Here is a 19,116-nt window from a genome sequence, read left to right as displayed (position 1 = left end):
AGACATGCAGCTTACAGGTGCAGAGATCATTGTAGAATGTCTGAAGGAACAGGGCGTTGATACGGTATTTGGATATCCGGGCGGCGCGATCTTAAATGTTTACGATGCTTTATATGAATACAAAGATGAGATCACACATGTACTGACCTCTCATGAGCAGGGAGCATCCCATGCAGCTGACGGTTACGCAAGAGCAACCGGAAAAGTAGGCGTCTGCCTGGCAACATCCGGTCCCGGAGCCACCAACCTGGTAACCGGAATCGCTACTGCATATATGGATTCCGTGCCGATGGTAGCCATCACAGCAAATGTAGGAAGACCACTCCTGGGAAGAGATTCTTTCCAGGAGGTTGATATCGCAGGAATCGTAATGCCTGTGACAAAATACAGTTTTATCGTAAAAAATATCGAGGATCTTGCAGATACCTTGAGAAGAGCATTTTATATTGCAAAAAGCGGCAGACCTGGCCCGGTTCTTGTAGATGTTCCGAAGGATATCACAGGAATGAAATATGAGTATGAGCCATGCCATCCGGCAACAGTCAACCGTGAGATCAAAAATATCCGCAAGGAGGATATGGATCAGGCACTGGAAATGATCAAAGAAGCAAAAAAACCGTTCATTTTTGTTGGCGGCGGCTGTGTGATCTCCGGTGCAGACAAAGAAGTTCGTGAACTTGCACACAGAATCCAGGCTCCGGTCTGCGATACACTGATGGGCAAGGGTACATTCCCGGGAGAAGATCCTTTCTATACCGGAATGGTGGGAATGCACGGAACCAAAACATCAGATCTCGGTGTGACGGAATGCGATCTTCTTATTGTTCTTGGAGCACGTTTCAGTGACCGTGTTACAGGAAATACGAAGACTTTTGCCCATAATGCAAAGATTCTTCAGATCGATGTAGATGCAGCGGAGATCAACAAAAATATCACAGTAGATGCAAGCGTGATCGGAGATGTGAAGGAAGTCCTGAAACGACTTCTCGAAGATGTTCCGGAAAAAGAACATCCGGAATGGATCGCACATATCCAGGAGCTGAAAGAAAAATATCCGCTTAATTATGATCACACACAGCTTACAGGACCATATATTATAGAGAAGCTTTATGAGCTGACAAATGGTGATGCCATTATCTCAACAGATGTTGGACAGCATCAGATGTGGGCGGCACAGTATTATAAATATAAAGAGCCAAGAACTCTTCTTACTTCCGGTGGTCTAGGAACCATGGGCTACGGCCTCGGTGCTGCGATCGGTGCCAAGATGGGCAGACCGGAAAAAACAGTTGTAAATATTGCAGGTGACGGATGCTTCCGTATGAATATGAATGAACTGGCAACTGCAGCGCGCTGTGGCAGACAGCTGATCCAGATTGTTATGAACAACCATGTACTTGGAATGGTGCGTCAGTGGCAGACGCTTTTCTATGGAAAGAGATACTCTTCCACAGTACTGGATGATGCTGTTGATTTTGTGAAATTATCAGAAGCACTGGGTGCAAAAGCCATTCGTGTTACAAAAATGGAAGACGTAGAACCTGCACTTAAGGAGGCACTGGCATTTGAGGGACCTGTCGTTCTGGATTGCTGGATCGATCAGGATCTGAGTGTGTTCCCGATGGTACCGGCTGGTGCGAACCTTGATGATGTATTTGATGAGGAGGATATGAAGAAACATGAGTAGAGTGTACAATTTTTCTGCCGGACCGGCAGTGCTTCCTGAAGAAGTACTCAAAGAAGTAGCTGATGAAATGCTGGATTATAACGGAACCGGAATGTCCGTTATGGAAATGAGCCACAGAAGCGCAGCTTTTCAGGAAATCATTGATACCGCTGAAAAAGATCTCCGTGAGCTTATGAATATTCCGGATAATTACAAGGTACTTTTCCTTCAGGGAGGAGCATCCCAGCAGTTTGCCATGATCCCGATGAACCTTATGAAAAACAAGGTTGCTGATTACATCGTAACAGGACAGTGGGCAAAGAAAGCTTATCAGGAAGCCCAGAAATACGGAAAAGCCAATAAGATCGCATCTTCTGAGGACAAAACCTTCAGTTATATTCCAGATTGCAGCGACCTTCCGATCAGCCCGGATGCAGATTATGTATATATCTGTGAGAACAACACCATTTACGGCACAAAATTCAAAAAACTTCCAAACACAAAGGGCAAGACCCTGGTAGCAGACGTATCCTCCTGCTTCCTGTCTGAGCCGGTTGATGTAAGCAAATATGGTATTATTTACGGTGGTGTTCAGAAGAACATCGGACCTGCAGGTATGGTTATCGTTATCATCCGTGAGGATCTGATCACAGAGGACGTTCTTCCGGGCACACCAACCATGCTTACATATAAGACACATGCAGATGCAGGCTCTCTTTACAACACACCGAATGCTTACTGCATCTATGTATGCGGAAAAGTATTCAAATGGCTGAAAAAGATGGGCGGTCTGGAAGTGATGAAACAGCGCAATGAGGAAAAGGCAAAAATCCTCTATGATTATCTGGATTCTAGCAAGCTGTTTAAAGGAACTGTAGTTCCGGAAGACAGATCCCTTATGAATGTTCCGTTCGTAACAGGCGACAAGGAGATGGATGCGAAGTTTGTCAAAGAGGCAACAGCAGCAGGTCTTGTAAACCTGAAAGGACATCGTACAGTTGGCGGAATGCGTGCCAGCATCTATAACGCTATGCCGAAGGCTGGCGTAGAGGCTCTGGTTGCATTCATGAAAAAATTCGAGGAGGAGAATGCATAATGTTCCAGTATCATTGCCTGAATCCTATTGCTGAGAAGGGACTTAAACTTTTCGGCGACAATTACAAAAAAACAGAGAGTGCAGATCAGTGTGATGCTATTCTTGTAAGAAGTGCAAAAATGCACGACATGGAGCTTCCGAAGAGTGTTTGTGCAGTTGCACGTGCAGGCGCAGGTGTCAACAATATCCCGGTTAAAGAGTATGCAGAGAAAGGTGTTGTTGTATTCAACACACCTGGAGCAAATGCAAATGGTGTAAAAGAGCTTGTACTTGCAGGTATGCTTCTTGCATCCAGAGATATCGTTGGCGGCATCGAGTGGGTTGCACAGGAAAAAGATAAAGAGCACATTGGAAAACTTGCCGAGAAGCAGAAAAAACAGTTCGCAGGCTGCGAGATCAGTGGTAAAAAGCTTGGTATCATCGGTCTTGGAGCAATCGGAGCCATGGTTGCCAATGCAGCATGCGGTCTTGGCATGGAAGTATATGGCTATGACCCATATCTTTCTATTGATGCGGCATGGAACCTGTCCAGAACCATCAAGCACAGCAAGAGCCTGGATGAGATCTACAGCCAGTGCGATTATATCACCATTCATGTGCCGCTTCTTGACAGCACTAAGAAGATGATCAACAAAGAAGCTTTCGATAAGATGAAGGATGGCGTGGTTCTTCTGAATTTTGCAAGAGATCTTCTTGTTGATGAGGATGCGCTGATCGAGGCCGTTGAGAGTGGCAAGGTTAAGAAGTATGTAACTGACTTTGCAAATGAGACAGTTGCAGGACGCGAGGGTATTCTGGTAACTCCGCATCTTGGTGCGTCTACAGAGGAATCAGAAGAAAACTGTGCAGAGATGGCTGTAAAGGAGATTCGCGATTACCTTGAGAATGGTAATATCAAAAATTCAGTTAATTATCCGAACTGTGATATGGGTACCTGTGTGGCTGTCGGAAGAATCTCTCTTGCGCACAGCAACACACCGAATATGATCAGTCAGGTTACAAAGATTCTTGGATCCGAGGGATTGAATATTGCGGATATGACCAATAAGAGTAAAGGGGAGTTTGCTTATACTCTTATTGATCTTGAGAGTGCGGCGTCTGCTAAGGCGTTAGATGAACTCAAGGAGATTGAGGGAATGTATAGGGTGCGTGTTGTGAAGTAACAAAATGTAAAAAAATACTTTTGAAAAATACTGTGTTTCGTTCGGGTTGGCGAACGGACGCAGTATTTTTTTGCGAAAATAGGAAAACCGCAAAGGGGCCGCAAAGCCGCGGCCCCTCTGCACACCCCTCGGGCTTTTTTTGAGTGCTTGGTTGTGGAGGGTGGGAGTTTTGCTGACTTGTGTCTGTATGCTGCGGTATTGGATGTGGAAGGTTGAGCCGAGAGTGAGGGTGGGAGGGGGGTGGTAGGTCTCGACGTGCGGGGCACATCTGCGGATTTTTAGGAATATTATAGAAGTGAATTTGAATGGTAAATATATCAAATGAGAATATATCAAATGGGAATATATCAAATGGGAATATATCAAATGGGAATATATCAAATGCAAATATATTAAATGTAAATATATCAAATACAAACATAATGTGTAAATATAATATACGTAATGGTATTGGATATAAATTTTTATACGATAAGATATTAATAAAAATATATGATATAACAGGGAAAATATGTAGAACATTCAATAATTGGCGGATAGGCGCGAAGCGCCGCCTCCGCGGTACGTGCCCGGAAAGAGGGGGTGCAGGGGGAGAAAAGCGGGCTTCGTAACTCCGAGTGCTTTCTCCCCCTGCGGTTTTCCTCAGCTTTTCAAAGCTAATAAATAAGAACTATAAGAAAAAATAAAAACTAATTACTTGCGAGATGCGATGAAGTCAAGAACTTCATCCCTTGTAGGCATCACGCGAAGCGCGCCCTTCTTTGTTGTGATAAGAGAAGCTGCCGCATTTGCAAAAGTAAGCAGTTCTGCAAGGTTCTCGTCTGTGAGATCATCAAGCTCGTGCTCAAGTACATAGTTCAATGTGCTTGCGCAGAAGGTGTCACCGGCGCCGGTGGTTTCGATGGTGTGTTCCTGAAGGAAAGGAGCAGCCTCAACCTTCCGTCCGCGATAATAAGCGCGGCTTCCATCTTTTCCCATTGTGATCAGCACAAGCGGGATATGATATTTTTCTTCGATAAGAGCAGCACCCTTATCATAATCTGTTGTGTCAAAAAGAAATTCCACTTCATTATCAGAAATCTTCAGTACATCACAGCGTTCCATGCCGTATTCGATCTCTTTGCGGGCATCGTTCAGATCCTTCCAGAGTGGAGGGCGTAAGTTCGGGTCAAAGGTGATGATGCATCCGGCTTCTTTTGCCACGTCAAGAGCATAGCGGGTTGCTTCACGGACACCCTCATGTGTGGAAGAAAGCGTGCCGAAATGGAAGATCCTGGAATTGCGGATCAGATCGGCATCTACCTCATCCTTTGTCAGCATCATATCTGCACCTGGATTACGGTAGAAAGAAAAATCACGGTCTCCGTCCGGGTAAGTATGTACAAAAGCAAGGGTAGTATGAATTTCATCGTCCATGACAAGATTTCTGGTATCAATGCCGCATTCTTCTACGGCAGCCTTCAGCTGCTTACCGAACATGTCGTTTCCGACCTTTCCGATAAATGCAGTTTTTTTGCCAAGACGGTTCAGCATGGCAAGAACGTTACAGGGAGCTCCGCCCGGGTTTGCCTCGAAAGTAGGGTTTCCTTGGGAACTGTCACCGTTTTCTGTGAAGTCGATCAGAAGCTCGCCGAGAGCTGTTACATCATACTGTCTGTTTTCCATTGATGATTCCTCCTGATAAGTTATTTGTTTCATATTCTGCTTCATATTATAATCGTTACACATGATTTTGGGAAGAACCAAATCGAATTATTTTCTGTTCTGTTACCGGTTACTTGTGGTGCTTTTTGCGAAGATTAGAACTGTTATCTTTATTTTTCTGTAAAATGGTGGTAAACTTAGTCTATAAAACAACAAATATGATGGAGGAGACGATTATGGCTGATAAAGCGTATGAATATATGGATTGGCCCCGGATCGAGGCAATCGTTTACGGGGAGGAGGCATCACCTCGTGATGTGATGCAGCCAAGGGTAACAGAGGATGGCGTTCTGATACAGGGATTTTTTCCGGGAACGAATTCTGCAGAGGTTGTTGTAGGGGAAAAGAGTTATCCGATGACCCTGGAAGATGAGGCTGGTTATTATGCTGTAATGCTTCCGCTGAAAAGGATTCCGAAATATCGTTTCCGCGTGATAAGAGGAAGCAGAAAAGAGACTTTTTACGATGCTTATGAATGTCCATGCCAGATCACGGAAGAGGAGGAACGAGCTTTTTGTGCCGGTGTCTATTACAAAGCATATGAGAAGCTGGGAGCGCATCCTGGGACCTGTGGCGAGGTAGAAGGAACATATTTTGCTGTCTGGGCACCAAATGCGATCAGTGTCAGTGTGGTCGGTGATTTTGACAGGTGGGATGGAAGGCGTCTTCCGATGCATCGGATGCCAATGTCCGGAATTTTTGAGATTTTTGTTCCAGGTGTACAGGCAGGGGCCTCTTACCAGTATGAGATCAAGATCAAAGGCGGCAATGTACAGAGGAAATCGGATCCGTATGGAAATGGAACCCAGGGAGCGCCGTCTGTGATTTCTGTTGTAACAGAACTGGGAGATTTTTCCTGGCAGGATGAAGCGTGGATGAAGAAACGTGAAGGGTTTGCCAGTCGTGAAGTTCCGGTTTCCATTTATGAAACTGATGTAACAGAGTGGAAAAACAGTGGCGAACTGGTGGGGTTTCTGAAGGAAACCGGTTATACGCATGTGGAATTTCATCCGGTGATGGAGTATCTTGACCGAAGTTCAGGAGGATATTCTACGTCTGCGTATTATGCTGTGACTACCCGTTTTGGGACTGCGGCAGATTTCCGGACACTGGTGGAGGATCTTCATCAGGCAGGGATTGGTGTGATCCTGGACTGGACACCGGCTCAGTTTCCTCGGTTTGATGCAGGGCTTGAGAAATTTGACGGAACTCCTCTTTATGAAGTACAGGATCCGGCTATGGCGGTTCATCCGATGTGGGGCACCATGCTTTATAATTATGGAAGTCCTATGGTCAAAGATTTTCTTATTTCCAATGCGTTTTTCTGGCTGGATGAATTTCATGTGGACGGATTTCGGCTGGATGATGTAGATGCGATGCTGTATCTGGATTTTGGAAGAGAGGCGGGACAGTGGACGGCTAATCTTTATAGTTCCAATGAGAATCTTCAGGCACTGGAGTTTCTGAAGCATCTGAATTCTGTTGTGAAGAAGCAGTATCCGGGGATTCTTCTGATTGCACAGGAGGATGGTTTATGGCCGCAGCTTACAGACAGTGTGGAGAATGATCATCTGGGATTTGACTATAAATGGAGTGGTGGCTGGACAAAGGATCTTCTCACATATCTGGAGGCAGAACCGGAGAATCGAAAAGATCATTATGATCAGCTGACGTTATCTATGATGTATGCATACAGTGAGCATTATGTGCTGACCCTCGGAAAGAGAGATGTAGGGTGCAGAGAGGAATTTTTGAAAAAACTTCCGGGATCATCGAAACAGAAAGCGGCACAGCTTCGAGCTGCCTATGCATATCTCACAGTCCATCCGGGTATCAAGATGACGGCACCGGACGGAGATGAAAAGACGGAAATGAAGGAATATCTTCATGATCTGAATGAGCTTTACAGAACGTATCCGGCATTGTATTCCATGGATGGAAATTCCGATGGATTTGAGTGGATACAGTTTACCTCAAGTGACGAAAATATCGTTGCTTTTTTACGAAAAACGGAAAAGAAGAATGAAACGCTTCTTGTGGTCTGTAACTTTTCGCCGGTATCCTACGACAGCTATCATGTGGGAGTGCCTTTTGCGGGAAAATATAAAGAAATTTTTAACAGTGATAACGGAAAATACGGCGGACAGGGCGTTATAAATGCCAGGGCGAAAGCTTCCGTACAGGAAGAATGTGATGCCCGCAAAAATTCTCTGAAGCTGAAGCTTCCGGCATATGGAGTAGCGGTGTTTACCTGTACAGAGGAGAAAATTGTAGGAAAAACAGTGGAAAAGGCAAAGGAAACTGCCACAGAAAAGACATCAGCAGTGAAAAAAGCAGTAAGAAAAGTGACAGCCAGAAAGAAAAAGACTTCTGTAAAAAAGCAGTGACAGAAGTACTGTCTGAATCATTGATAGCAACAAGCAAAAAACCGGGAAATTTCCCGGCTTTTTGCTTGTATGGCAGTATGAAAAGAATCTTATAAAGTGTTTTCCCAGGCGGCAGCCCGATCCATCCAATGAGCAGCGTCTGTACCGGAACCGTCTCCAAATCCGTGTTTCCCATGTTCTACAAGCTCAAGAACTGCCGGGATATGACGACTGTCAAGAAGGTTTTTTAGCAAAACCGAAGGTCTCAGCAGTTTTTTTATCGAAATCTTCTCCGAACATAACTTTTAAAAAGAAATTATTACCTTCTGTATACATACCATCGAAAGTGGTAACCGGATAGATCGGAAACAGTGCTTTGGGGCGTGGCAGCCCATAATGCGCCCAGCCTTTGCTGACAGTTCCCCAAAGACAGGTAAGGTTAGCGCCGGCTGAGAATCCATTGACAATGTATTCGTCGGAAGACAGCTGGAATTTTTTGCGGTTAAGCAGAATGAAACGAATCGCGGCAGCAAGGTCATCCAGAGGCATGGGCATTAATTCAGGCTGTAAGACCCGGTAAGTAAGTACAAAGACATTGTACCCTAATTCATTAAAGCGCGCAGCTGTGGGAAAGGATTCCACAAGGGAGCAGACGCAGGTATAAGCGCCGCCGGCACAGGAGATGATCCAGGGGCTTTTTGATGGAGATGTTCCTTTTGCCGGCATGAACCAGACTTTGACATCTTTTTTTTCCGGACAGTCAGAGGATTCATCAGGTGTATACACATTGTACAAACAGGGGCCGTCAGCGGCGATTTCGGACAAACGATTCAAACCGCGGATCATGCTGGCAATATCCCATGAAGGCTGATCCTGATGGAGTTCTTCCAATGACATCTGTGAAGCGGGTTTGTCAGCGGGGATGCAGTTATAACAAAGATAATCAGCATAGTCTTTTAAAACAGGAATTTCTGCAGGAATAGTTTCTTTTGTAAACATGATTGCCTCCTAAGTCAGTGAGAATCTTTTTTAGCTTTTAATTCAGCCTGGATCTGCGGAAGCTTTTTATCCAGATCATATTTCCACATAAGCAGAAAACTGAGGATCGCGCAGATCAGCGGAAGAAGAATATAGTCGACTTTGATAGCAAGGAGCGCAGAGGCAGACTGTGTGGCAGCCATTCCGTCATAGTTACCGAGACCGAGGATGATACCAAAGATGCCTCCTGCAAGACCGGAGCCTACTTTTTGTCCAAAGCTTACGGCAGCACAGCCCATACCGGTAACATCTTTTCCGTATTTCCATTCGCCGTAATCCAGATTGTCGGGGGTCAGACCGCCAATAACTGCGCAAAATAGTCCATAACCAAAGCCATGAAGAGCACAGCAGATCAGGACACCTACATAGTTAGCGCCAACAATGAATTGAAGTGCAAAAGATACAACTGCGATAAATCCTCCGATACGTACGCTGGTACCTTTTCCCCAGATTTTCATCGGAATATAAGCCAGCAGCATGGCAGCGAGGGTGACGATCTGAATGACATTTGCCATGGTAGGCTGATAGTTGGCATCGCCCATAATGTACTGCGCATAATACATATGACCGCTGTTCATTAACGTATATCCCATCCAGTAAATTGTGTAAGAAAGCATTGTGGTAAGCCAGTACCTGTTTTTCAGAAGAAGAGAAAAGCTTTCTTTAAAGCTGGGGGTTTCAGATTTAGAAGAAGGAGTATCATTTTCATCTTTGATACGTTCCTTTGTGCCGAAGATACAGATCATATGGGCAGCAAGACCAAGTACACTGTAAACGATGATCGTTTTTGTCCAGGCAGCTGCATCACCATCAAAGAAATCAACAAATTTCAGGCAGGTGCTGGTTACGATCAGTCCACTGATGGTGGAAAAAACCATAAGGAAGATGCCGAGGATTCCTCTTTCCATCGGATTTCGGGTGATCTTTACCATTAAAGCGTTGTAAGATACGGAAACAGCAGTGTAGCAAAAGGAGTTACAGATATTATAAGAAAGAAATACAAAAACATATTTCAGAACATCAGAAGCATTCTGTGGAACCATAAAAACAAAGATACCGGTAATTGCAAAGGGAATGCAGCTTCGTAAAAGCCATTTTCTTGTCTTTCCTAACTTGCCTTCTTTGGAATGATCTAGGATATATCCCATGCAAAGATCGGTCACACCATCAAAACAACGTGATACAAGCATGATCGTACCAATGATCGCGGCATTCAAACCGACAACATTGGTATAATAATAGGTCAGATAAACAGCAATAGCAATAAACATAAAAGCATTGGCAAAGTTACCAAAGCCATAGGCGGTACGTTCGGCAATGCCGAGACTGGTATCTACATCGTCAGAGTTCGTAAAAAATTTCATAAAAAACCTCCCGTTTTCTTTTTCATCAGTTTGCTCTCTCTGCAGCGAAAGCGTTTTGTTTTGTGATGCATTCAGTATAGATAATGGGAGAAAAAATAGATAGGATAATGAATAATCAGTTATATTGACATTTCATAAACAAAATGATAAGGTGAATATATGTGAGGTATATAAAATGGATAATTATTATATGGCGATACAGGAACTGAACAGCTGGGGTGAAGATGAACAGTTTTACCGTGGTTATTATTACGCACAGAAGAAAGGAAAGCAGGAAATATATCTTCAGCTGGCGGATGAACAGGAAGAATGGATCGAATTTGTAACAGATCCCGAGAATATTCATGCGCATGAAACTGAAGATATGTTTTTTCAAAAAGAGAGGAATATCAGTATTATCAAACATCCAAGGTATTTTCCATTCTTTTATCATTCCCATGGCTTTTTTGAAATTGTGTATGTATTATCGGGAAACTGTATTCAGAGTATAGGAGAGGATACCCTTAAGCTTCAGGAAGGGGATTACTGCATGATCGCGCCGGGGGTGCGACATGGAATACAGGTGTTTGACGATAACAGTATTGTGGTAAATATTCTGATCCGTCGAAGCACTTTTATGGATATATTTTTTAATACGATCAGAAATAAATCGCATATTGCCATGTTTTTTATAGGAAGTCTTTATAAGAAGAACCGCATAGAATATCTGATGTTCCGAACATATCAGGACGAGACCATTCGGAATTATGTACTGGAAATGTATATGGAACAGATATGCCTGGATGATTATTCAGATCGGATCATGTGCAGTATCCTGACGATCTTTTTTAACCAGTTGACCAGGAAACATGGGAAAACAGTTGAAATGAAAAATGGAAGCAAACAGTATAATTCCTATCAGGAAGAAATGATGAATTACATCATGAATAATTATGAATCCGTTTCTTTAAGATCTCTGGCAGAACATTTCCATTTTTCGGAACCATATTGTTCCAAATTGATCAAAGAGATATCGGGTATGCCTTTTTCGGAACTTCTTACATCTATCCGGATGCAGCAGGGGGAAAATCTTCTGGCTCAGACACAGCTCTCTGTGGAAAATATCAGTGACCGGGTAGGGTACAAAAATCCGGAATCTTTTATTCGCGCTTTTAAGAGAAGGTACCATGCTTCGCCCAGTCAGTACCGGAAGAATCCGGATCTGTATACCACAAAACTGATTTCATCTACACAAAAGTTAAAAAAATGAATATGAAAAGTCAGGAAATATGTATTTCTGAAGTCATAAACCTTCTTTACTTTTTTGTTTATCCTAAAGGAAACAAGGAAGAAAAGGAGGTTTTTTGTATGCTGAAAAAAAGACTGGACACATATTTTGAGCAACTGATAGAAGAAAAGAGAATACCGGGATGTGGTTTGATCGTTCGAAAGAAAGGAACGGAGATCTATCATAACTGTTTGGGAATGGCAGATATCGAAGAAGGAAGAAAGCTTGATGATACAACTGTATTTCGCATGGCCTCGATGACAAAGCTGATCATAGCAGTTGCCATAATGAAGTTGATTGAGGAAAGAAAACTTTCTTTAAATGATAATCTGGTAAAATTTTTTCCTGAGTATCCGGAAGAGAAAAAAAGAGTCAGAATACGGCATTTACTGAATCACAGTTCTTCTCTTGGCCAGACGGAGAAAAGTAATGAATATGCAGAACAGGTATTTGATATACATGATACATTGGAACAGCGTACTGCAAAATGGGGGAATATGCCATTTGACTGTGAACTGGGAGAAAGTGCATCCTACAGTGCATTGGTTAATTTTGACCTTCTGGGACGCATTATTGAGGTGGTTACCGGAGAAAATCTGGATGATTGGCTTAAAAACAATATTTTACATCCGTTGGGAATGATGAGTACAGGATATTTCCTGAGTAAAGAGCAGATGAGCAATTTAGCACCCTGTTATATTTCTGAAAACGGAAAACTTATAAGACAGCCGGAGCATAATGTATTGTTTGACCATGTGACTACAGAATATGGATACTGCTCAGGAGCGGCAGGTATATTTTCTACCTTAAAAGATTATGATCGATTTACCACAATGCTGGCTTATGGAGGAAAAATGAATGGCGTTCGTATTCTGTCTGAAAAATCTATCGAACAGATGTGCACACCATATCAGATCACAGATAAGGAATGTCAGCCGGGGTGTCCTTGGGGACTTGGATTTATGCTGTTTCTCAAACCGGAAAGATCAAAGATCTTTGTGGCACCGGGAACTTTTGGATGGTCGGGAGCACTGGGAACTCATATGTTTGTACATTCTGATTCAGGTATCAGTGCAACATTTACGGTCAGTATGGGAGACCTTGATGGCGCAGAGTCATTTATTTCCAGAGAAATTGAAAAAATAGTATTCGAAGAACTTGCATAAGAACGAGGAGGATATATGTACACATTAAATACATTGTATATTACAGAACTGACTACGGAACATCTCCATCAGCCGCTTGGAATTGATTGTGTATCACCAAGATTCGGATGGAAACTGAAAGGGAATGGGAAAAATGTAAAACAGCTGGCATATCAGCTGCGAATCTGTGCTCTAGACGGAGAAAAAGAGCTTCTAATCTGTGATACAGGGGAAAAGGAGACTGATCAGAGCATCGAGGTACAGGTAGATGATTTTGAGGCAAAACCCATGACAACATACAGGGTATATCTTAAAGTATGGGATAATAAAGAGAGAACTGCGGAATATACAGGCGGATTTGAAACCGGGCGTATGAATATTCCTTTTAGGAGCAGCTGGATCGAGCCGTGTCAGGAACCAACTCCATCCAGTTTCGAAGAAGAAAGAGAAGGGGATGGCGTAAGAGTAGAAGAAGGAGGCCGGGATTTTCATGAATTTCGTCCGGTCCAGTATATCAGAATCCCTGTATATGCAAAAAAAGATATGAAACGTGCAAGAATATATGCTACTGCTCATGGCCTGTACAGACTGGAGATTAACGGAGTACGTCCTGATGACAGAGAATTTGCTCCGGAAAATACGGCTTATCATAAGCTGATGTATTACCAGACCTATGATATTACAAAATTTTTAAAACCAGGTGAAAATATCATTGGTGTCATGCTGGGTGACGGATGGTGGACCGGCCGTGTGGGAACAACAGGAGACTGCTGTCAGTACGGAGACACCATAGGATTGTTGATGGATGGAAGAATTGAATATATGGACGGTACAGTTACGGATTTTTCCGGTGAAGAAGGTGTATCCGCTACAGGACCGATTCTTTTTTCGGATCTGTTTGTGGGAGAAAAATATGATGCGAAGCAGGAAATAGAAGGATGGAGTACCGTAAACTTTGATGACAGCGGATGGCAGCCGGTTCTGAAAAAAGATTACAAAAAAGATCATCTGGTAGGTCAGTTTATGGCTCCGGTCCGCCCGCTGCAGGTTTTTACACCCAAAAGTGTGATCACAACCCCAAAAGGAGAGACAGTACTGGATGTGGGACAGATCGTGGCAGGACATCTGGCATTTACAGTAACATCCGAAGCCGGAAGAAATATTGTCTTGGAACATTCAGAAGTGCTGGATGAAAAAGGCAATTTCTATAATAATATTTTAAATACAAATAAGGAACAGACGATCTGGTACAGGACAAAAGCCGGTACACAGTCTTATCGTCCGGTATTTACTTATCATGGATTCCGCTATGTGAAGATCACCGGATGGCCAGGATCGATCTCTGTTGATCAGTTTAAAGTATATACCTTTGCCAGTGAGATGGAGGACCTGGGCTATTTTCATACTAGCGATGAAAGAATCAATCAGTTGGAAAGCAATATCTGGTGGTCTCAGGTTGCAAATACCATTTCCATTCCTACGGATTGTCCGCAGAGAGAAAAAGCAGGATGGACAGGTGACATCATGGCATTTGCGCCGACGCTTTGCTTTAAGAGAAATGCAGATGCTTTTTTGACAGGATGGATGGCGAATGTACGTGCGGAACAGATGGAACATGGAGAAATACCAATGATCGTTCCTTATCTGAAAGCTTATGCAACGTTTTTAAGAGATAATCTGAACGCAGATACCAGCTGCGGCTGGGGAGATGCCGTTCTTAGGGTACCGTTATCTGTATATGAAGCATATGGTGACAGAAGAATCCTGGAAGAGAATTACGAAGCTATGAAAAAATGGCTTTCTTACATAGAAGACCGTGCAGCAAACCATCATCCGGAGGAATACGATACCTATACGGATCAGCAAAAAGAACATGACAGATATCTCTGGAGTACAGATTTTCATTTTGGAGACTGGCTGGTGCCGAGCATGGTGCTGGGAAATCCGGATGCTATGGCAATGAATAATACCGCATATGCAACGATGCGCTATGTGGCGCCGGCATATTTTGCGTATAGTACCCTGCTGATGAAAAAGGTTGCGGAGATTTTGAACAGGGATTCAGATGCTGCGTATTATTCTGCTCTGTATGAGAAGATCAAAGAGGCTTATATTGCTGAATATGTACGGGAAGATGGTACTATGGAAGCAAATTTGCAGGGAATCTATGTGATTACATTGAAGATGGGACTGGTATCGGATAACATTCGTCCCAAGATGGTGGAACAGCTGTGCCGGATGATACATGAAAACGGAGACAAACTGGATACTGGTTTCTTGAGTGTTCTCTTTTTGATGGATGTATTGTGCGATAATGGAAGAAGTGATGTGGCATATAAGCTGTTATATCAGACCGGATGCCCAGGATGGTTATACGAAGTGCTTCATAACGGCACAACGATGTGGGAAAGCTGGGGAGCAACAGGAGAAGACGGCACAGTAAGCACATATAGCTATAATCATTATGCGTTTGGCTGTATTGGTGAATGGATGTACCGCCATATTGGCGGACTGAATATTGTGGAGCCGGGATATAAACGAATGCGTATTGAACCACATTTTGACTGCGGACTGGATTTTGCGGAGGTGTCAGAAGAAACTCCTTATGGTAAAGTATCGGTTTCGTGGCATATGTGCAATGGACAGACAGCGGTGCATATTGTTGTTCCGGTTAATACAACAGCTGAGATCTGTCTGAAGGATCAGATAAAAGAAGTGACAGGCAGCGGTACATATGACTATATTCTATAAGGAGAAGTGAAGTGAAAAAAAGTGAGATCAAGACGATAAATATAATAGCGATCCTTGCCGTTTTTGTTTTTTCCGGTGCAGGAAGCTTTATGAATGCGGCGGTACAGACGATGATCGATGCATGGCCACAGATATCTCCGTCAACAATACGTCTGGTGACTTCATTGCCATCGCTGGTTTCCATGCCGGTAACCATATGGATCGGATTTGTGGCCGGAAAAAAGATAAGCTACAGATTTTGCGCGATCTTCGGGACAATGCTGATCTTGTTTGGAGGAGCAGCACCGGCAGTTTTTCATACAAGCTGGGCGATTGTACTGGTATTTCGCGGGCTTGTAGGTGTTGGCGTAGGTTTTATTGCCATGCGAAATTCGCTGATCATTGATTCTGTGCCGGAAGATAAACAGGCAGCTGTTATCGGCTATGGCGCAGGTCTGTTAAATGGCGGAGCAATCCTGGCAGGACCGCTGGTGGGAATTCTGGTTTCCTATGGATGGAATTATGCGTTCTTATATGATCTTTTAGCAATGATTCCTCTTGTTATGATGCTTCTGTTTTTGAAGGAGCCTGAGAAGGAAGCGGCAGCGGCTGTTACTGCAGGAAACGCAGGGGATGCAGCAGAAAAAAACGATTGGAGAACGTGGTTTTATATTCTGTTGCAGTTTATTATGACTGCGGCACTATATCCTCTGTTATCCGGAATGTCCACCTATATGGCATATAAAGGAATCGGAAACGCGGTAATTGCCGGTTTTTCAAATTCCACATATAATTTGATCGGCCTGCTGATCTGTCTGTTGATTAGTCCGATCGAAAAAAAACTGGGAAAACATATGCTGTGGGTAATGAATTTTATTTTTACCTGTGGTATGGCACTGATCGTATTTGTGCCGAAGGTTCCGGTGATCATAATCGGAGCCGGGCTTTGCGGAGCTGCGTTCAATTCGGTCATGGCACTGTTGCAGCTGTATAGCGGAAAGACAGCTTCTGCCAGACAGGCGACGCTGGTGTCTACGATGCTGATCGCAGCTATGAGCCTTGGCAATTTTGCGTCGGTTTATTTTATTGATATCTGTCAAAGCATTTTTAGGACAGGAAATGATGTTCAGAGTACATATATCGGCAGTATGCTGCTGTATCTGATACTGACGGTGATTTCTCTGGTGATCAGGGTAGCGCCTGGAGAATACTATAAAAGATAAAAAATATATGGGAATTTTCAAAAAAACTTGCATTTTTTTTAAAATAGGGTATAATATCAGTTGTGTTTGACACAAGCTGAAATAGCTCAGTCGGTAGAGCACTTCACTCGTAATGAAGGGGTCGTGAGTTCGAGTCTCATTTTCAGCTTAACTGATATAAGTCCGGTATCTTTGAACTTTCGGAGATGCCGGATTTTTTTATATACAAAAAAGGAGGGGAATTTATGAGCGTATCAACATTGGAAAGCAGAAAAAAATCCCAAAATGGTGTGAAACGGCTTGGTTTTTGTGGGATAGCAATTATTTTGCAAGTGTTATTTATGGTTGTCGTGTTTACAAAATTAAACGCGTATGCGCCGGCAATTGATGTGGGAACAAGAGTATTTTCGGTGATTTTGATCCTTCATATTTATGGTCAGAATAAGACTTCTTCTATGAAAATGCCATGGATCATATTGATCATGGCTTTTCCGATCATGGGAATTACGATGTATCTTCTGGTGGGTATTAACAGTGGAATGATAAAGATGTATCTTCGTTATAAAAAAATAGATGAAGAATTGGAATCTTTCATGGAAAGGAATGAGAAGTGCCTTGAAAAACTTTGTGATTGTGATTCGAAGGCCGGCGCCATTGCTTCTTATATAGAAAGAAATTCGTTTTACAGGCTGTATCAGAATACAGATGTCAAATACTTTGATGAAGCGTATAAAGGGTTGGAAGCGCAGCTTGAGGATCTGGCGAAAGCTGAACGTTTTATTTTTATGGAGTATCATGCGATTGAGGATGATATTGCGTGGCATAAGATACAGGATGTATTGGAAGAGCGTGTAAAGGCTGGTGTTGAGGTACGTGTATTTTATGACGATATGGGTTCTATCGGATTTATCAATACCGGTTTTGTGAAAAAAATGGAAGCTGTCGGGATTCGCTGTCGTGTGTTTAATCCGTTTAAACCGGGATTAAATATGTTTTTAAATAATCGAGATCACAGAAAGATCACAGTAATCGATGGTAAGATCGGATTTACCGGTGGTTATAATCTTGCGAATGAGTATTTTGGTATTACGCATCCTTACGGACAGTGGAAGGATACAGGAATCCGGCTGAAAGGAGATGCGGTAAAGTCTCTGACGGTTGCTTTTCTGGAAATGTGGAATGCGTGTAAAGAGGCTGCATATGATGCAAAAAGTTTGGAGAAATATCTGGTGCAGAGTGAATTTTGTGCAAAACAGAATGGATTTGTGCTTCCTTATGCGGATGGTCCGATGAATCAGGAACAGCTTGGTGAAGAGGTTTATATCAGTATGGCGGAGAAGGCAGAAAAATACTGCTGGTTTATCACGCCGTATCTGATCATTACGGATGAGATGATGCATGCGTTGTCACTGGCTGCAAAGAGGGGGGTGGATGTTCGGATCATTACTCCGGGGATTCCGGATAAGAAGTTGGTGTATAGTGTGACGAGGTCATTTTATAATGGGCTTGTGCGAAATGGTGTGCGGATTTTTGAATGGACACCGGGTTTCTGCCATGCCAAAATGAGTGTTGCTGATGATCGGATGGCTACTTGTGGTACAATCAATCTGGATTACCGAAGTTTGTATCATCATTTTGAGAACGGGTGTTTTCTGGCTGACTGCGAGATCGTTGGTGAGATCCGGGATGATTTTGTGCGGATTTTTTTGGAGTGCAGGGAGGTTACTGAGAAGTATAGAAGTGGAAGAAGTGCAACGTTGAAATTGGGACAGTTGGTTATGCGTTTGTTTGCGGAGCTGTTGTAGTGTGGAGGTGTGTTTCCCCGGCGGTGTACACAGGCCGGCGACAGAAAATAGGCAGTTTGACACAGCATCTCATGATGCGTATCGTAATATATAGAAACTGTTCAGGAAAAATGTTCCATAATGAAAGTTGTACCATATAAGAAACAGTTTGGCACAACAAATCATATTCATATTGAAGAATAGAGTAACCAGATCGGCACAGCGTATCACATCCAATACCGCAGCATACAGACAAAAGTCAATTACGTTACACATCGAAGATGTAACGCTAGTTTCCGTGCCCAACGGGGTGGGAGCGCGAGAGAGGGCGTTCGAGCTTCGGAACTCTGAGATCGCCTTCCCTCGCACTTACCGCATTGGAAATGCGACGTGCGCAGCTCCATAAAGCTGATTTCTATAGAAGAATTGTCTTTTTAAGTGAAACTTCCAAAAAATCCAAAAAAATTTGAATTTTATGGTTGACAAGAATAACTCCCAGTGGTAATATAACTGGGCTGTCGCAAATAATTGTTTTCAAAAAGCAAACAATTAAAAAGAATTTCAGAAAAATGAAATTCACAGTTGACAAAA

At 43.1% G+C, this 19,116-nt stretch carries 12 protein-coding genes and 1 tRNA gene; 10 read left to right on the top strand and 3 right to left on the bottom strand.

All coding sequences use genetic code 11. The features are described 5' to 3' along the window. Positions 1-4: 4 nt before the first annotated feature. Genes ilvB through WMO28_RS07860 form a run of 3 tightly spaced genes read left to right on the top strand, consistent with a single transcriptional unit; the run spans position 5 to position 3,925 of the window. Entirely contained in the window at positions 5-1,687 is a 1,683-nt protein-coding gene (gene ilvB / locus WMO28_RS07870; RefSeq protein ID WP_178645544.1) for a biosynthetic-type acetolactate synthase large subunit, read from the top strand. Further along, on the top strand, positions 1,680-2,762 hold the full coding sequence (serC, locus tag WMO28_RS07865; RefSeq protein WP_349056610.1) for a 3-phosphoserine/phosphohydroxythreonine transaminase: 1,083 nt from the start codon (positions 1,680-1,682) through the stop codon (positions 2,760-2,762). Before ilvB ends, serC begins: the two co-directional genes overlap by 8 nt. Continuing rightward, complete coding sequence (locus tag WMO28_RS07860) at positions 2,762-3,925, top strand: NAD(P)-dependent oxidoreductase (protein WP_178645542.1); 1,164 nt, start codon at positions 2,762-2,764, stop codon at positions 3,923-3,925. Before serC ends, WMO28_RS07860 begins: the two co-directional genes overlap by 1 nt. Before the next feature lie 693 nt (positions 3,926-4,618). Here WMO28_RS07860 and WMO28_RS07855 read toward each other — a convergent pair. Beyond that, positions 4,619-5,590: a PfkB family carbohydrate kinase gene (locus WMO28_RS07855; RefSeq protein ID WP_178644847.1), complete on the bottom strand. Its 972-nt coding sequence runs from the start codon at positions 5,588-5,590 to the stop codon at positions 4,619-4,621. 215 nt (positions 5,591-5,805) lie between these two features. Between WMO28_RS07855 and glgB the strand changes: the two genes are divergently transcribed. Continuing rightward, positions 5,806-8,016: a 1,4-alpha-glucan branching enzyme gene (gene glgB / locus WMO28_RS07850; protein WP_349056609.1), complete on the top strand. Its 2,211-nt coding sequence runs from the start codon at positions 5,806-5,808 to the stop codon at positions 8,014-8,016. A gap of 213 nt (positions 8,017-8,229) precedes the next feature. Here glgB and WMO28_RS07845 read toward each other — a convergent pair whose 3' ends face one another. Together WMO28_RS07845 and WMO28_RS07840 are read right to left on the bottom strand one after the other, a co-directional pair. Continuing rightward, positions 8,230-8,994 (bottom strand): alpha/beta hydrolase, encoded by a 765-nt coding sequence (locus tag WMO28_RS07845; RefSeq protein ID WP_349056608.1) that lies wholly within the window; start codon positions 8,992-8,994, stop codon positions 8,230-8,232. 14 nt (positions 8,995-9,008) lie between these two features. Continuing rightward, positions 9,009-10,397 carry an MFS transporter gene (locus WMO28_RS07840; protein ID WP_349056607.1) on the bottom strand — a complete coding sequence of 463 codons (1,389 nt, stop codon included), beginning with the start codon at positions 10,395-10,397 and terminating at the stop codon, positions 9,009-9,011. A gap of 175 nt (positions 10,398-10,572) precedes the next feature. On the opposite strand from WMO28_RS07840, the gene WMO28_RS07835 reads away from it, so the two are divergent. The 6 genes from WMO28_RS07835 to cls all read left to right on the top strand — a co-directional run bounded on the left by WMO28_RS07835 (position 10,573) and on the right by cls (position 18,546). Continuing rightward, positions 10,573-11,646: an AraC family transcriptional regulator gene (locus WMO28_RS07835; RefSeq protein WP_148444790.1), complete on the top strand. Its 1,074-nt coding sequence runs from the start codon at positions 10,573-10,575 to the stop codon at positions 11,644-11,646. Between the two features lie 98 nt (positions 11,647-11,744). Beyond that, positions 11,745-12,830 carry a serine hydrolase domain-containing protein gene (locus tag WMO28_RS07830; RefSeq protein ID WP_349056606.1) on the top strand — a complete coding sequence of 362 codons (1,086 nt, stop codon included), beginning with the start codon at positions 11,745-11,747 and terminating at the stop codon, positions 12,828-12,830. A gap of 15 nt (positions 12,831-12,845) precedes the next feature. After that, entirely contained in the window at positions 12,846-15,560 is a 2,715-nt protein-coding gene (locus tag WMO28_RS07825; RefSeq protein WP_349056605.1) for a family 78 glycoside hydrolase catalytic domain, read from the top strand. Positions 15,561-15,571: 11 nt separating this feature from the next. After that, the gene (locus WMO28_RS07820) at positions 15,572-16,762 is read left to right on the top strand and encodes an MFS transporter (RefSeq protein ID WP_349056604.1); all 1,191 of its coding nucleotides are present in this window, start codon (positions 15,572-15,574) and stop codon (positions 16,760-16,762) included. Between the two features lie 75 nt (positions 16,763-16,837). After that, positions 16,838-16,910 (top strand) — tRNA-Thr (locus WMO28_RS07815). Positions 16,911-16,986: 76 nt separating this feature from the next. After that, on the top strand, positions 16,987-18,546 hold the full coding sequence (gene cls, locus WMO28_RS07810) for a cardiolipin synthase (protein WP_148444786.1): 1,560 nt from the start codon (positions 16,987-16,989) through the stop codon (positions 18,544-18,546). Positions 18,547-19,116 lie beyond the last annotated feature (570 nt).

Source organism: Blautia aquisgranensis, assembly GCF_040096615.1.
Taxonomy (GTDB): Bacteria; Bacillota; Clostridia; order Lachnospirales; family Lachnospiraceae; genus Blautia_A; species Blautia_A aquisgranensis.
Note: the sequence above shows the minus strand (reverse complement) of the source record. Positions and strands in the feature narration are given on the sequence as shown.

Coding starts and splice junctions, on each gene's coding strand:
- WMO28_RS07825 (WP_349056605.1), top strand. CDS start 12,846: ATGTACACATTAAATACATTGTATATTACAGAACTGACTACGGAACAT.
- glgB (WP_349056609.1), top strand. CDS start 5,806: ATGGCTGATAAAGCGTATGAATATATGGATTGGCCCCGGATCGAGGCA.
- WMO28_RS07830 (WP_349056606.1), top strand. CDS start 11,745: ATGCTGAAAAAAAGACTGGACACATATTTTGAGCAACTGATAGAAGAA.
- WMO28_RS07835 (WP_148444790.1), top strand. CDS start 10,573: ATGGATAATTATTATATGGCGATACAGGAACTGAACAGCTGGGGTGAA.
- cls (WP_148444786.1), top strand. CDS start 16,987: ATGAGCGTATCAACATTGGAAAGCAGAAAAAAATCCCAAAATGGTGTG.
- WMO28_RS07840 (WP_349056607.1), bottom strand. CDS start 10,397: ATGAAATTTTTTACGAACTCTGACGATGTAGATACCAGTCTCGGCATT.
- WMO28_RS07860 (WP_178645542.1), top strand. CDS start 2,762: ATGTTCCAGTATCATTGCCTGAATCCTATTGCTGAGAAGGGACTTAAA.
- serC (WP_349056610.1), top strand. CDS start 1,680: ATGAGTAGAGTGTACAATTTTTCTGCCGGACCGGCAGTGCTTCCTGAA.
- WMO28_RS07845 (WP_349056608.1), bottom strand. CDS start 8,994: ATGTTTACAAAAGAAACTATTCCTGCAGAAATTCCTGTTTTAAAAGAC.
- ilvB (WP_178645544.1), top strand. CDS start 5: ATGCAGCTTACAGGTGCAGAGATCATTGTAGAATGTCTGAAGGAACAG.
- WMO28_RS07855 (WP_178644847.1), bottom strand. CDS start 5,590: ATGGAAAACAGACAGTATGATGTAACAGCTCTCGGCGAGCTTCTGATC.